Annotated in this window: 15 protein-coding genes; 11 read left to right on the forward strand and 4 right to left on the reverse strand. The window is 69.6% G+C overall.

Annotation, left to right across the window (positions count from 1 at the left end; translation table 11 throughout):
- Position 1: 1 nt before the first annotated feature.
- The 7 genes from BM214_RS04845 to BM214_RS04875 all read left to right on the forward strand — a co-directional run bounded on the left by BM214_RS04845 (position 2) and on the right by BM214_RS04875 (position 4,376).
- On the forward strand, positions 2-745 hold the full coding sequence (locus tag BM214_RS04845) for a flagellar motor protein (protein ID WP_090484078.1): 744 nt from the start codon (positions 2-4) through the stop codon (positions 743-745).
- 24 nt (positions 746-769) lie between these two features.
- The gene (gene motD, locus BM214_RS04850) at positions 770-1,666 is read left to right on the forward strand and encodes a flagellar motor protein MotD (RefSeq protein ID WP_090484079.1); all 897 of its coding nucleotides are present in this window, start codon (positions 770-772) and stop codon (positions 1,664-1,666) included.
- Positions 1,663-2,463 (forward strand): ParA family protein, encoded by an 801-nt coding sequence (locus tag BM214_RS04855; RefSeq protein WP_090484080.1) that lies wholly within the window; start codon positions 1,663-1,665, stop codon positions 2,461-2,463. Before motD ends, BM214_RS04855 begins: the two co-directional genes overlap by 4 nt.
- The gene (locus tag BM214_RS04860; protein ID WP_090484081.1) at positions 2,460-3,104 is read left to right on the forward strand and encodes a chemotaxis protein CheW; all 645 of its coding nucleotides are present in this window, start codon (positions 2,460-2,462) and stop codon (positions 3,102-3,104) included. Before BM214_RS04855 ends, BM214_RS04860 begins: the two co-directional genes overlap by 4 nt.
- A 132-nt stretch (positions 3,105-3,236) precedes the next feature.
- Positions 3,237-3,713, forward strand: a complete 477-nt coding sequence (locus BM214_RS04865) for a chemotaxis protein CheW (protein ID WP_090484082.1) — start codon at positions 3,237-3,239, stop codon at positions 3,711-3,713.
- A 28-nt stretch (positions 3,714-3,741) separates the two neighbouring features.
- Complete coding sequence (locus BM214_RS04870; RefSeq protein WP_090484083.1) at positions 3,742-3,984, forward strand: hypothetical protein; 243 nt, start codon at positions 3,742-3,744, stop codon at positions 3,982-3,984.
- 14 nt (positions 3,985-3,998) lie between these two features.
- On the forward strand, positions 3,999-4,376 hold the full coding sequence (locus BM214_RS04875; protein ID WP_244887845.1) for a DUF2802 domain-containing protein: 378 nt from the start codon (positions 3,999-4,001) through the stop codon (positions 4,374-4,376).
- Between the two features lie 16 nt (positions 4,377-4,392).
- Here the strand turns inward: BM214_RS04875 and BM214_RS04880 are convergent, their stop codons facing one another.
- Both BM214_RS04880 and fliK read right to left on the reverse strand, forming a co-directional pair.
- Positions 4,393-4,722, reverse strand: a complete 330-nt coding sequence (locus BM214_RS04880) for an EscU/YscU/HrcU family type III secretion system export apparatus switch protein (RefSeq protein ID WP_090484085.1) — start codon at positions 4,720-4,722, stop codon at positions 4,393-4,395.
- Positions 4,719-6,047, reverse strand: coding sequence for a flagellar hook-length control protein FliK (gene fliK, locus BM214_RS12960; protein ID WP_177217581.1), 1,329 nt, complete (start codon positions 6,045-6,047; stop codon positions 4,719-4,721). The genes BM214_RS04880 and fliK overlap by 4 nt, the downstream gene beginning before the upstream one ends.
- 116 nt (positions 6,048-6,163) lie before the next feature.
- Here fliK and BM214_RS04890 point away from each other — a divergent pair, with 116 nt between their 5' ends.
- Positions 6,164-6,694: a low molecular weight protein-tyrosine-phosphatase gene (locus BM214_RS04890; protein ID WP_244887846.1), complete on the forward strand. Its 531-nt coding sequence runs from the start codon at positions 6,164-6,166 to the stop codon at positions 6,692-6,694.
- A 68-nt stretch (positions 6,695-6,762) separates the two neighbouring features.
- Here BM214_RS04890 and BM214_RS04895 read toward each other — a convergent pair whose 3' ends face one another.
- Positions 6,763-9,720: an Rne/Rng family ribonuclease gene (locus tag BM214_RS04895; RefSeq protein ID WP_090484088.1), complete on the reverse strand. Its 2,958-nt coding sequence runs from the start codon at positions 9,718-9,720 to the stop codon at positions 6,763-6,765.
- A gap of 420 nt (positions 9,721-10,140) precedes the next feature.
- Between BM214_RS04895 and BM214_RS04900 the strand changes: the two genes are divergently transcribed.
- Genes BM214_RS04900 through sppA form a run of 3 tightly spaced genes read left to right on the forward strand, consistent with a single transcriptional unit; the run spans position 10,141 to position 12,835 of the window.
- On the forward strand, positions 10,141-11,115 hold the full coding sequence (locus tag BM214_RS04900) for an RluA family pseudouridine synthase (protein ID WP_218149032.1): 975 nt from the start codon (positions 10,141-10,143) through the stop codon (positions 11,113-11,115).
- 19 nt (positions 11,116-11,134) lie between these two features.
- Complete coding sequence (locus tag BM214_RS04905) at positions 11,135-11,824, forward strand: HAD family hydrolase (protein WP_090484090.1); 690 nt, start codon at positions 11,135-11,137, stop codon at positions 11,822-11,824.
- A 36-nt stretch (positions 11,825-11,860) separates the two neighbouring features.
- Complete coding sequence (gene sppA, locus BM214_RS04910) at positions 11,861-12,835, forward strand: signal peptide peptidase SppA (protein ID WP_090484091.1); 975 nt, start codon at positions 11,861-11,863, stop codon at positions 12,833-12,835.
- Between the two features lie 22 nt (positions 12,836-12,857).
- On the opposite strand, the gene BM214_RS04915 is transcribed toward sppA, so the two are convergent.
- Positions 12,858-13,430 (reverse strand): DUF502 domain-containing protein, encoded by a 573-nt coding sequence (locus tag BM214_RS04915; RefSeq protein ID WP_425319157.1) that lies wholly within the window; start codon positions 13,428-13,430, stop codon positions 12,858-12,860.
- Positions 13,431-13,492: the final 62 nt, after the last annotated feature.

The following is a 13,492-nucleotide window of genomic DNA, read 5'->3' on the forward strand; positions in this document are numbered from 1 at the left end:
CATGGATATCCTGAGCTTCATCGGCATGCTCCTGGCCCTGGTGGCCATCATCGGCGGCAGCATCGCCAAGGGGAGCGGTCTGGCGGCCCTGTGGAACCTGGCGGCCTTCCTCATCGTCGGTGTGGGCACGGTGGCGGCGGCCCTGGTGCAGACCCGTCCCGGGGCCATGCTGCGGGCCATCCGCATCTTCCCCTGGGTGTTCCGGCAGCCGCGGCTGGAACCGGAGGCCACCATCGAGCGCATCGTCGGCTGGAGCCAGGTGGCCCGCAAGGAGGGGCTGCTGGGTCTGGAATCCATGGCCGAGGAGGAGACGGACGCCTTCGCCCGCAAGGGGTTGCAGCTGCTGGTGGACGGCACCGAACCTGAGGGCATCCGCACCATCCTGGAAGTGGATATGGGCACCCAGGAGGAATACGACACCGAAGGGGCCAAGGTCTTCGAGGGCATGGGGATCTATGCCCCCACCATGGGCATCATCGGCGCGGTCATGGGCCTGATGGCGGTGATGCAGAACCTGGCCGATCCCAGCCGCCTGGGTTCGGGCATCGCCGCCGCCTTCGTGGCCACCATCTACGGCATCTCCTCGGCCAACCTGTTTTTCCTGCCGGTGAGCAACAAGCTCAAGACCACCATCAAGCACCAGGCCGCCTATCGCGAGATGATCATCGAGGGGATCATCTCCATCGCCGAGGGCGAGAATCCCCGCAATATCGAGACCAAGCTGCAGGGCTACCTGCAGCGCTGATGCCAGGGGGCAGCCAGCCGAGCCATGGCCGGACGCAAGAAAAAACACGAGGAGCATCAGAACCACGAGGCCTGGGCGATCCCCTATGCGGACCTGCTCACCCTGCTGCTGGCCTTCTTCGTCGTGATGTACGCCATCTCGTCGGTGAACGAGGGGAAATACCGCATCCTCTCCGAATCCCTGATCTCCGCCTTCAAGGCCCCCCCCAAGGCCGTGGATCCCGTACAGGTGGGCGAGGTCATCCGTACCCCCACCCCCTCCATGGTGCAGAGCACTCCCGAGTCCGCCCCCATCGACCTGGGGGAACCCATGAGCCGCAGCTTGGAGGAGATCCTCGGGGACCTGGACATGCAGGGCCTCTCCGAGGCCATCCTGGGCATCAATACCATGGCCGACGAGATCGAGCGGGCCATGGCCCCGCTCATCGAATCGGGCATGATCGACGTGGGGCGCGACCGGCTGTGGATCGAGGTGGAGATCAACACCAGCATCCTCTTCGACAGCGGCAGCGCGCAACTGGCCCCGGATGCCGTCCCCATCCTGGAGCGCCTGGCGGGGATCCTCAGCCAGTTCCCCGTGCGCGTGCACGTGGAGGGACACACGGACGACGTGCCCATCAACACCTCGGTGTACCCCTCCAACTGGGAACTCTCCGCCGGGCGGGCCGCCACCGTGGTGAACCTGTTTGCCCGCAACGGGGTGGATCCGGACCAGATGGCCGCCATCGGGTTCGGTGAGTATCGGCCCATTGCAAGCAACGACACCCCCGAGGGACGCATGAAGAACCGCCGGGTGAACATCGTCATCCTGGCGGGTCAGCGCCCGCGGACCGGGCAGGGGGCCCCGCCGGAACTCCTGCAGGAGGATATGGAACTGCTGCTGCAGCGGGGGCGGGATCCCGGCGAGGAGGATGTGCCATGACCACCCTGACCTGGGCCGTGGCCAACCAGAAGGGTGGGGTGGGCAAGACCACCACCACCGTCACCCTGGGCGGACTGCTCTCGCAGCGGGGGCGGCGTACCCTGCTGGTGGACCTGGACCCCCACGGCTCCCTCACCGCCTACTTCGGGCACGACCCCGAGGGGGCCACCGGCGGCGTCTACAGCCTCTTCCAGCGGGTGGGGGACCGCCGCCCCATGCAGCCCGAGGCGGCCCTGCGCCGCACCCCATTCGATCACCTCTGGATCCTGCCCGCCTCCACGGCCCAGGCCACCCTGGACCGGCAACTGGGCACCCGCCAGGGCATGGGCCTGGTGATCCGCCGCGCCATCGAGGCCCTGTCGGACCGCTTCGACCATGTCCTGCTGGATTGCCCCCCCATGCTGGGGGTGCTCATGGTGAACGCCCTGGCCGCCTGCGAGCGGCTTCTGATCCCCGTGCAGACGGAATACCTGGCCATCCGCGGTCTGGACCGCATGCTGCACACCCTGGAGATGGTGCAGCGCTCCCGGGGGCAGGAGCTGGACGCACTGGTGATCCCCACCCTCTATGACCAGCGCAACCGGTCCGCCACCCAGGCCCTGTGGGAGCTGCGGGAGCGTTACCGTGACCGCCTCTGGCGCGGCGTGATCACCGTGGACCCGCTGTTCCGGGAGGCCAGTGTCGCCGGGCAGCCCCTGCCCATCATGTACCCCGATGCCCAGGGTACCCAGGCCTACGAGCGCCTGCTGGATGACCTTTTGGGCACCAACGATTACCGGCACAGGGCGGTCTCATGAGCGCGCGACGCCAGCCACCTGTCCTCATGGAGGAACAGCAGGCCCTCACCGCCTACCTGGATGGCCTGCTCCAGGAGATCGCCGAGGAGGAGAAGCCGCCCGCTGCGGCTCCAGAGACGCAAGAGCGGGTACCCCAACCCATTGTGCGGCCGGTGCCGGCCCCGCCCCCCCCGGAGAAGAAGGACCATGGGCCGCCGCCATGGGCCGCGGAGCGTTTTCAATGTCTGATCTTCCGGGTCGCCGGCCTGCCCCTGGCGGTCCCCCTGGTGAAGCTCAACGGCATCCTGAAGATGCCGCAGCAGATCACCCCCATGCCCGGGCATGGCCCCCTGTTCATGGGGCTGGCCCAGCACCAGGGGCAGCAGGTCAAGGTGGTGGACATCGCCCGCCTGGTCCTGCCCGCCGACCGGCTGCCTGAGCAGCGCCCGTCCCCGGGGCATCTCATCCTCATCGACGAGGCCCGCTGGGGGTTGGCCTGTGACCGGGTGGAGGAGACCCTGACCCTGGATCCCCAATCGGTGCGCTGGCGCACCCCCCAGGGCAGGCGTCCCTGGCTGGCGGGCACGGTCACGCGGCAGCTGTGCGCCATCCTGGACGTGGATTACCTGGCCCAGGCCCTGGCCAGCGGTCGTTGGGATTGAGTCCCATCCCGTGTATCCTTGGACTCCGCCAGGCGGGCAGGGGGGGTGCGTCGGGTACAGGCCGTGGCCGGGCCGGTATGAACCGCCAGGCAACGTCGGTCGTTCGATTCCCTAGATGGAGGTGAGAGCTTCATGGCCAAAGAATCCGTGTCCACCGCCCCCGAGGCATCCCAGTACGTCACCTTCCGGCTCGCCGAAGAGACCTACGCCATCAATGTCATGCAGGTGCAGGAGGTGCTGCGGGTGTCGGAGATCGCCCCGGTGCCGGGGGCACCCCACTATGTCCTGGGCATCATCAACCTGCGGGGCAACGTGGTGACGGTGATCGACGCGCGGCGGCGCATGGGACTGTCCGACAAGGAGCCCGACGATGCCTCCCGGGTGGTGATCATCGAGGTGAGCGGCCAGGTAATCGGCATCCTGGTGGACAGCGTGGCAGAGGTGATCGAACTGGCGGCCAAGGAAGTGGATCCGGCCCCCAACGTGGGCAACGACGAGAGTTCCAAGTACATCCAGGGCGTGGCCAGCCGCGACGGCGAGCTGACCATCGTCGTGGACCTGAACAAGCTCCTGACGGACGAGGAATGGGCCGAGGTGGCCAACCTCTAGGCCGGGGCCCGGAGACAGGAGGATGACGATGGCGGCCGATCTTCCCATCCCACCGACCCACCCTTCCATCCCCGGCCGCCCCGTACCCGAGGAGGGGGATGACGCGCGGCGTTTCCCCCGGGGGCCCAGGCGCCGCAAGGAGCGAGAACCGCAGGAGGACCGGGAGGAAGGGGAGACCGGGTCCACCTGCGAAGAACCGCCCCAGGACCGGGGCCCCGGAGAGCGTCCGGGTCTGCCGGATGACCCGGATCAAATCGACGAGTACGCATGATCGTATACATCGGCTTGGCAATCGCATCGCTGGCGGGGCTGGTGGCCCTGGCCGCCAGCATCGGGCTGCTGCGGCAGGTGCGGCAGTTGAGGGCGGCATTGCGGGAACAGGAGGCGGGCCTGCTGTCCCTGCGCGGCGCCCTGAGCGCCCTGCACGCCCAGGCCCAGCAGGCGGAGGAGGAACGGGAGCAGTTGCAGCGCCAGCTGCGCCGCCTGACGGAGCAGCAGGAGCGCATGACCCTGCAGGCGCCGGAGGAGGGGGCCTACAACCACGCCGTGCGCATGCTGCAGCAGGGGGCGGGCCGGGAAGAACTCATGGAGCAGTGCGGCCTCTCCCGGGGGGAGGCGGACCTGCTTCTGGCCATGCACCGGCGCAATCCCCCGGCCAATTGAGGCCGTACCCCGCTTCTCATCCCCCCCGCTCTGCCTCCCCTGTATCCGCCTCTCCGCGGTCTTGGTCTTTCTCATCCCCGGGGCGGCGTCCGCCGAGCCAGTAGACAAAGGCCAGTACCTCTGCCACCGCCACGTACAGGTTCTCGGGGATCTCCTCCCCCAGGGGGATCTGGGAAAGGGCCTGGGTCAGGGCGGCATCCTCGTGGATGGCCACCCCGTGGGTCCGGGCCAGGGCCTCGATCTGTTCGGCCACCTCGCCGCGGCCCTTGGCGGTGAGCCGCGGCGCGCCACGGCCCGTGTACTGCAGGGCGATGGCGCTGCGCGGTGGCCTGCGGTCCTTACTCATGCCCGTCCGTCCACGATGGGGCCATCCCCCCGTGCGGGGGGCTCCGGCGGGGGCGGGGCGTTGCGGCACTGCAGGTTCACCACCTCCAGGTCCCGGGCCTGCAGGCGCTCCCGCAGCCGGGGCAGGGCCTGTTGCAGGCGCTCGCTCCCCGCCGCCGCCTCTGCCCAGAACTGGGTGGTCACCTGATCACCACGCACCACCACCCGCACATGGAGGGGGCCCAGCCCCGGCAGGTCCAGGGCCAGGTCTGCACGCCAGGGGTGATCCGCGTCCTCCCGGCCCCCGCGATGTCCCCCCTCCCGCTGCAGGCGCATGTGCACCACATCCACCCCGTCCTCCCCCTTCAGGGGGAGTTCCAGGAACCAGCGCGGGGACTGCCCCGGTTCCTCCGGCTTCTCTGCACTGGCCAGCTGGTGCATCACCAGGCGCGCCAGGCTGCCCTCCACCTGGCGCTGCAGGGTGGCGAGCCACTGGTCCGCCTGTAGCGGCGCGCCCTGGGGGCGTCCCTGGGGTACGGGCTGCGCCTCCCGAAAGGGGGGCGGCGGATCCTGCCGCGTCGGTGCGGGGGCATCCCCGCCACCGCGGGAGGCCGGGGGCAGGCTGCGCAACTGCCGGGCCAGGGAAAGGAGCCGTCCCTTCAGGTCCCGGCCCACGGGGGGGGGCTTCCCATCCTCGGCGGCCCGGGCCAGGCGCGCCTCCAGGAAGAGGCCCGAATCCAGCAGGGCCCGGCGCAGTCCGGGCCCCGTGGTGATGCCCTCCACCCGGGGCAGGTTCATCCACAGGGCCTCCATCGCCTGGCGTACCGCCGGCGGCAGCCCCTGGCGCATGGAGGCCGACTCCTGGCCCTGGAGCCGGGCCAGGGTGGCCATGAGTGGGGCCTGGGAGGCCTGGACCGGGGCCCACTGGCGCAGCAGGGGGGCGTGGGCCGCCCCGGAGGTGGGTCCCCCGGGCGGCCCGGCGGGGAGGAGGGAGCCGGTCGCGGGGCCCTGTGGGGTGGAGAAAGGGGGGGATGTCGTGGCCGGTGTACCCGCCTGAGGTCCGTCCATGGAGACCTGGCCCGTGGATGCCGGCAGCAGGGTCAACTGCAACCGGGGATGGACGGCGGTCACCTGCAGGGTCAGTGATTGTCCTGCCCGTACGGGCACCGGCAGGCGGGCCTCCACCCCCGTACCCCCCAGACGCAGCAGGGTGTCGCCGCCGGATTGGGCGGAGGTGAGCACCCGGGCCTGGAGGATCTGCCCCGGCTGCAGACCCCGAAGGGCACTCTGCCCGCCTTGGGTCAGCTGGATGTGCAGATCACCACTGCGCAGGGGGGGGAGACTCATGGGGTGCCCGTCCGGGATGGGTTTCTGCCGATGGTACCCGCTCATGCCCGCCCGGGGACATGCCTGTCAAGCACTGTGGGCTCGTGTATCATGCCCCGGCACCGGGGCCCCCCGGGATGTCCAACCCAGAATGCGATGGTCGTTTCATGATGCAGGAAGAGAAGGTCTCGGTCCTCATGGTCTGCCTGGGGAACATCTGCCGTTCCCCCACGGCCCAGGGGGTGCTGCAATGGTTATTGGCCAAGGAAGGCCTGGAGCAGCGGGTCCTGGTGGATTCCGCTGGCACCCACGCCTATCACGTGGGCGAGCCGCCGGATCCCCGTGCCCGCCGTGCCGCGCTGCAGCGGGGCATCGATCTCAGTGGGCAGCGGGCCCGGCGGGTGGAACGGGAGGATCTGGAGCGTTTCGACTACGTCCTGGCCATGGACCGGGAGAATCTGGCCCATCTGCAGGCCCTGGCGCCGGCTCAGGCCGTGCGCGGTCATCTGGGACTGTTCATGGCCTTTGCCCGCAACTGGGAGGAGCAGGAGGTGCCGGACCCCTATTATGGCGGGGATCGGGGTTTTGACCGCGTGCTGGATATGGTGGAGGATGCCTCCCAGGGGCTCTTGCAGCGCATCCGCGAGCGCCAGGGCGTCCGGGGGTAGGGGATCCCCCAAAGAAAAGGCCCCCGAGCGTCGGTCGGGGGCCTCTCGTTTCAGGGGGCCGGGGCGGGTCAATCCCCGCCGCTTTGCGCCGCCTTGTCGCCGCCGGCCGGCTCCCTCGTCGCTTCAGCCGGATCCTGGCCCTTTGCCTTAGCCTGGGCCTTCGCCGCCGTTGTGTCCGGAGCATCCGGCTCCTGCCGTGCCTGGCGGGTGACCGCCTGCAGTTTTTCCATCTCTTCCCGGGAGAGGCTGCGGCTGCCCGAGGTAGGGGCCCCGCCGGGGCGGCGGCGGCCGCCTCCCCCGGATTTCTGGCCGGAAGGGGTGCGATCCTCGGTTGCCGGGGTTGCATCCCCCGGGCCGTCCTCCGGGGGCTGACCTGCCTTCCCTTGGGCGGCCTTTTCAGGGGCGGCCTGTTCGTCCTGGTTTGCGGGGGACGGGGCCGGCGCCGGTGACTTCTTGTCTACCTGCTGGTCGCCCCGGGGCCTACGGCGGGCGTTCTGCCCTGCGCTGGGGCCGGTATCGCCCCCTGCTTCCCCACCCTGGGCAGACGTGGCGTTCGCCTGGCCGTCCTTCTTGGCCTCGGCGGAGGTGCTGCCTCCGCGTCTGCGGGAATCCTCGCGGGTCCCCGGTTCCTCGGCAGGGGCCGTGGACCCTTCCCGGCCAGGGGACGTTCCCCCCTGCTTGGAGGTGTCTTCCCCCTTGGAGGGGGCAGCGGAGGCTGCCTGGGTCGCCTTGTCCTGGCCGGCCTCCGGGGATGGGCCGCCTTCCGCTGCCTCGGATTGTGTTTCGCTAGAACGCCCCTCACCGCCGTTGCTGGAGGGGGTACGCCGGCGGCGGCGTCCGCCCCGGCGTCCCCGGCTGCGGCCGGTGCTCTTGCCGTTGCCGCCTTCCGGCTTGCCGCCACCGTTGCCATTGCCCTCGCCGGCCGCCGCTTCTCCGCCTTCCTCGCCGGGAGTGCTGTCCTTTGCGGCTGTGGCCGGGGCAGGGGAGGCCTTGCCGGCCTTGGTGCGTTCTTCGGGGCCCTTCTGACCGCTGTCGCTGTCCTCGCCGCGGGCGCTGGAGGACCGCTCCCGGTTGTCCTGCTTCTCGGCGCCGCCGTCGCCGCTGGGTGTGCCACGGCCACTGCCCCGCCGGCCGCGGCTGCTGCTGCGGCGGGAACGGCTGCGGCCGTTGCCCTTGTCCTTCTCCTCCTGTTCGTCGTCGCCGGAGCGGGGGGTACTGCCCCTGCGGGTCGGTGCGCGCCCCTTCGGGGTCTCCGTGCGGCCCTCACCCCGCTGGGTGGAGCCATCCCCGTCCTGGGTGGTGGCCGGGTTGGGGAAGAGGCTGTTCCAGATGCGGCTGAACAGGCCGGGCAGGGATACGGGCGATGCGGCACGCACCGAGGCGTGGTCGTTGCGCGCCGCCTGTTCCGGTTCGCGGGATGCGCCGGGGGCCGGGGTGGCCGGGGTTATGGTCTGCACCAGGGCCTTTTCCAGACGCATCTTGCGGGGCTGGTCCACCAGCTCCGGCTCTTCCTCGCTGAGCAGCTGGTAGCTGCTGCGTTCACCGATCTCCTCCTCGGTCTCGTCACTGCGCAGCCGCCGCACGGTGAAGTGGGGGGTGAGCAGGGCGGGGCTGGGCACCAGGGTGATCTCCACGCCGTAGCGGGACTCGATGCTGGAGATCACCGGGCGCTTCTCGTTGAGCAGGAAGGTGGAGACGTCCACCGGCAGGTGGGCCAGCACGCGACCGGTCTTGTCCTTCATGGCCTCTTCTTCCAGCAGGCGCAGGACGGAGAGGGACAGGGATTCCACGCTGCGGATGTGGCCGCTGCCGTTGCAGCGGGGGCAGACGATCTGGCTGGATTCCCCCAGGGAGGGGCGCAGGCGCTGGCGGGACATCTCCAGCAGGCCGAAGCGGGAGATGCGCCCCACCTGGACCCGCGCCCGGTCCATCTCCAGGGCGGTGCGCAGGCGGTTCTCCACCTCGCGCTGGTTGCGGTTGGGGGCCATGTCGATGAAGTCGATGACGATCAGGCCACCCAGGTCCCGCAGGCGCAGCTGGCGGGCGATCTCGTCCGCGGCCTCCAGGTTGGTGTTGAGGGCCGTCTCCTCGATGTCGCTGCCCTTGGTGGCGCGGGCGGAGTTGACGTCGATGGAGATCAGGGCCTCGGTGTGGTCGATGACGATGGCCCCGCCGGAGGGCAGGGTCACCTCCCGCTGGAAGGCGGCCTCGATCTGGCTCTCGATCTGGTAGCGGTTGAACAGGGGAACGGGGTCTTCATACCGTTTGAGCTTGCGCAGGTTGTTGGGCATCACCTGCTGCATGAAGTCCTGGGCCTGCTGGAAGACCTTGGCATCGTCGATGAGGATCTCGGCGATGTCATTGCGCATGTGATCCCGCAGGGTGCGGATGATCACGTTGCTCTCCTGGTAGACGAGGAAGGGGGCCTTGTGGCTCTCGGCGGCGTCAGCGATGGCCTGCCACAGGGTCTTGAGGTATTCCAGGTCCCACTGCAGCTCCTCCACGCTGCGGCCCACCCCGGCGGTGCGGGCGATCAGGCCCATGCCCTGGGGCACCTCCAGTTGGGCCAGGGCCTCGCGGATCTCGCTGCGCTCCTCCCCCTCGATGCGCCGGGAGACACCGCCGGCACGGGGGTTGTTGGGCATGAGCACCAGATAGCGCCCCGCCAGGCTGACGAAGGTGGTGAGGGCGGCCCCTTTGGTGCCGCGTTCCTCCTTCTCCACCTGGACGATGAGCTCCATGCCCTCCTTCAGTCCGGTCTTGGGGGAGAGGTCGCCGTTCTCGTCGGGCGTGAGATAGCTGCGGGCGATCTCCTTGAAGGGCAGGAAGCCGTGGCGCTCGGCGCCGTAGTTGATGAAGGCGGCCTCCAGGCTGGGTTCAACCCGGGTGACCACCCCTTTGTAAACGTTGGCCTTCTTCTGTTCGCGGGAGGGCAGCTCGATGTCGAGGTCGTAGAGCTTCTGGCCATCGACCATGGCCACGCGCAGCTCTTCGGGCTGCGTCGCGTTGATGAGGATGCGTTTCATGAATACGGTCTCGAATGCAGGGCCCAGCCATGCCCGGGCGTTTCACGGGCGTCTGCGGTGTCGCAGGCCAGGGGCGCGCGGCGCTCAGGAGCAGCGCACAGGCGCACAGCCATGGAAGCACGACGCCCTCGGTTTCCGCTTGCCGGAGCGTGGGGGCGGGGTTGGGCAGTAATCCGCTCAGAATCATCAAAACCGGTGTGGTGCTTCTGGAGCGAGGGTCCATGACGGGGAACGGGCGCTGCCGCGGGGCAGGCATTCCCCGGTGGTGTTCGTTTCGGTCGCGGGGTCCGGGCGCCGGGGTGGGCCGGAACGGGTAGTTCCGGGTCTCACCGGCGGGCCGCTTCTACCGAGCGCGACACGTCATCATAGCAATGTTGTAAAAGTCCATCAAATGCTTGAATGAACTGGTATGATGCGCCCATGCCGCAGAGCCCTTCCACATCCAAGGCCGGCGTTGAACATCGGGAGATCACCCCCGGCGAGGCCGGGCAGCGCCTGGACAACTACCTGATGCGCCAGCTCAAGGGCGTGCCCCGCAGCCGCATCTACCGCCTGCTGCGCAAGGGGGAGGTGCGGGTGAACGGGCGGCGCAGCAAGCCGGATTACCGCCTGGAGCAGGGCGATTGCGTGCGTCTTCCCCCCGTGGCCCGGGGGACACCCCGCCCCCTGGAGGATCTGCCCCTGCCGCAGGGGCTGGCGCAGACCCTGGCCGGGGCGGTGCTCCTGGAGGATGAGGACCTGCTGGTGCTGAACAAACCCGCGGGGCTTCCGGTCCACGGGGGCAGCGGCGTGCCGGTGGGGGTCATCGAGGCCATGCGCCGCCTGCGTCCCCAGGAGCCCTTTCTGGAACTGGCCCACCGCCTGGACCGGGAGACCAGCGGTTGCCTGGTGCTGGCCCGCAACCGTCCGGCCCTGCAGGCCTTCCATGCCTGCCTGCGGGAGGGCGGGATGGACAAGACCTATCTGGCCCTGGTGGCCGGGTCATGGCGCGGCGGTCCCCGCCGGGTGCAGCAGGGGCTGACCCGCGATGCCCGCCGCGGCGAGGTGCGCCTGGTGCGGGTGGACGAGGAGGGGCGGGACGCCGACAGCCTGTTCACGCCCCTGGCCCACTACGACGGGGCCACCTGGATGGAGGTGAAGATCGGCACCGGTCGCACCCACCAGATCCGGGTACACGCCGCCCATGAGGGCCATCCGGTGGCGGGGGACCGGCACTACGGTGACTTCGCCTTCAACCGCCGCCTGCGCCGGTTGGGCCTGCGGCGGCTCTTCCTGCATGCCCGTTCCCTGTCCTTCACCCTGGCGTCCAGCGGGCACAGTTACCACCTGGATGCCCCCCTGGACCCGGATCTCGCCCGGGTGCTGGAGCGCCTGGGCGACCCCGAAACCCCGTGATCCCCGTCTGACCCACGACATGAAACAGATCCGGAATTACCAACTCCTCGTATTCGACTGGGACGGTACGCTGATGGACTCCATCGGCCGCATCGTCCACTGCCTGCAGGGGGCCATCCATGCCCTGGGGCTGGAGGAACGCCCGCGGCAGGCCCTGAAGGATGTCATCGGCCTGGGACTGCAGGATGCCATCCTGCAGCTCTATCCCGAGGCCGACGAGGCCCTGTGCGAGGCCTTTACCCATGCCTACCGGGAACGCTACCTGGGGGATGATCCCACCCCCTCCCCCCTGTTCCCTGGGGTGCCCCAGGTGCTGGCGGACCTGGAGGCGGCGGGCTACTGGCTGGGAGTGGCCACGGGCATGTCCCGCAAGGGGCTGGACCGCAAGCTGACCTCCACGGGCCTGGGGTCCCGATTCCTGGTCACCCGCTGCGCCGAGGAGGCCTTCTCCAAGCCACACCCCGCGTTGCTGCAGGCGGTGATGGACTACGCCGGGGTGCCCCCGGAGGAGACCCTCATGATCGGCGACAGCGTCCTGGACCTGCAGATGGCCGCCAATGCCGGCACCGACGGCGTGGGGGTCACCACCGGGGTGCATGATGCCGGCTGGCTGGCATCCCATGCCCCCCGGATCCTGCTGGACGACCTGCGGCAACTACCCCACTGGCTGGCCACGGGCGGGGTCCGTGCCCCGTCCGATGCCTCCTGACCCCCTGATCCGCCCCGCCAAGGAGAACGAAAGACCATGACCGACACACCCGATGCGCAATCCGAATCCGGCAACGCCCGCACCCCGGAGCCCTGGGAGCGCGAGGCCCTGCGGGACATCGCCCTGGCGGGGCTCAAGGAGCGCCGCACTGCCCGGCGCTGGGGCATCTTCTTCAAGCTCCTGGGCTTTGGTTACCTGCTGTTCCTGCTGCTGGTGCTCATGGGCGCCCTGCCCACGGGGGAAGGCCCGGCCCGGGGGCCCCATACCGCCCTGGTGGATCTCAAGGGCATGATCGCCGACGAGACCCCGGCCAGCGCCGACCGGGTGGTGTCCGGGCTGGAGAAGGCATTCGAGGATGACAACACACGGGCCGTCCTATTGCGGATCAACAGCCCCGGGGGCAGCCCGGTGCAGGCGGCCTATATCCACGATGCCATCCAGCGCCTGCGCAAGGCGCATCCGGAGGTGCCGCTGTATGCCGTCATCTCGGATATGGGCGCCTCCGGCGGTTACTATGCCGCCGTGGCCGCCGACCGCATCTACGCCAGCCCCTCCAGCATCGTCGGCTCCATCGGCGTGCGCATGGACAGCTTCGGCTTCACCGAGGCCATGGAGCGCCTGGGCATCGAGCGGCGCCTGCTCACCGCCGGGGAGCACAAGGGGCTGCTGGACCCCTTCCAGCCGGTGGATCCGGAGGAGCGGGACCATATCCAGCGCATGCTGGATGGCATCCACCGCCAGTTCGTGGAAGCGGTGCGCGAGGGGCGCGGCGAGCGTCTGAAGGAGGATGCCGAACTCTTTACCGGCCTGGTATGGACCGGTGAAAAGGCCCTGGAACTGGGGCTGGTGGATGGACTGGCCAGCGCCGGTGACGTGGCCCGGGAGGTGGTGGGAGAACCCGAGGTGGTGGACTTCACCCCCCGGGAGGACCTGCTCTCCCGCCTGAGCCGCGGGGTGGGCGTCGCCGTGGCGACCACCCTGGAGGCGCTGGAGCAGGGGCGGGTGCGCTGATCCCGGCCGCCGTCCCCCGTCCTCAGGGGCGCGGGGACGGGGCGGAATCGCCCCGCTCATCCTTGCGTGCCGAAACCCCGGCGGTGAGGGTGTAGCGCATGGCGTCCTCCAGGGACAGGTCCAGCGGCTGGACCCGCTCCCGCGGCAGCATCAGGGTATAGCCCCCGATCTGGTAGCTCATGGGCAGGTAGACGGCGATGGTGTCTCGATCGCCGAGGGCCGCCGGCAGCCCGGCGAAGTCCTCCCGGGTGATAAAGCCCACCACGCGGGCGTCCAGGCCGGGGAGGGTGACCAGCACCGCCTCGCCAAAGCGCTCGTGGATCTCGCCGGAGAAGAGCCGGGTCACGTCCCGCACCATGCCGTGGATGGTCTTGACCACCGGGATGCGCTGCATCCAGCCCTCCACCCATTGCAGCAGCCCCTGCACCACATAGGCCCGCATGAGCAGGCCCAGGGCGAAGATCAGGCCCACGCCCGTCACCAGCCCCAGCCCCGGCAGGTAGAGGGTGTCCGGGAGCAGGAGCTTGAGCAGGCCCCCGAGCACCGCCTCCAGGGTGTTGCCCAGCCAAAGGACAAGGGCTAGGGTGACCACCATCGGCAAGATGGCCGCAAGACCGGTGAGAAATGTGCGCGTCAGGCCTTTCAAACCGCACCTCC

This window comes from Ectothiorhodospira mobilis, assembly GCF_900114895.1.
GTDB classification, from domain to species: domain Bacteria; phylum Pseudomonadota; class Gammaproteobacteria; order Ectothiorhodospirales; family Ectothiorhodospiraceae; genus Ectothiorhodospira; species Ectothiorhodospira mobilis_A.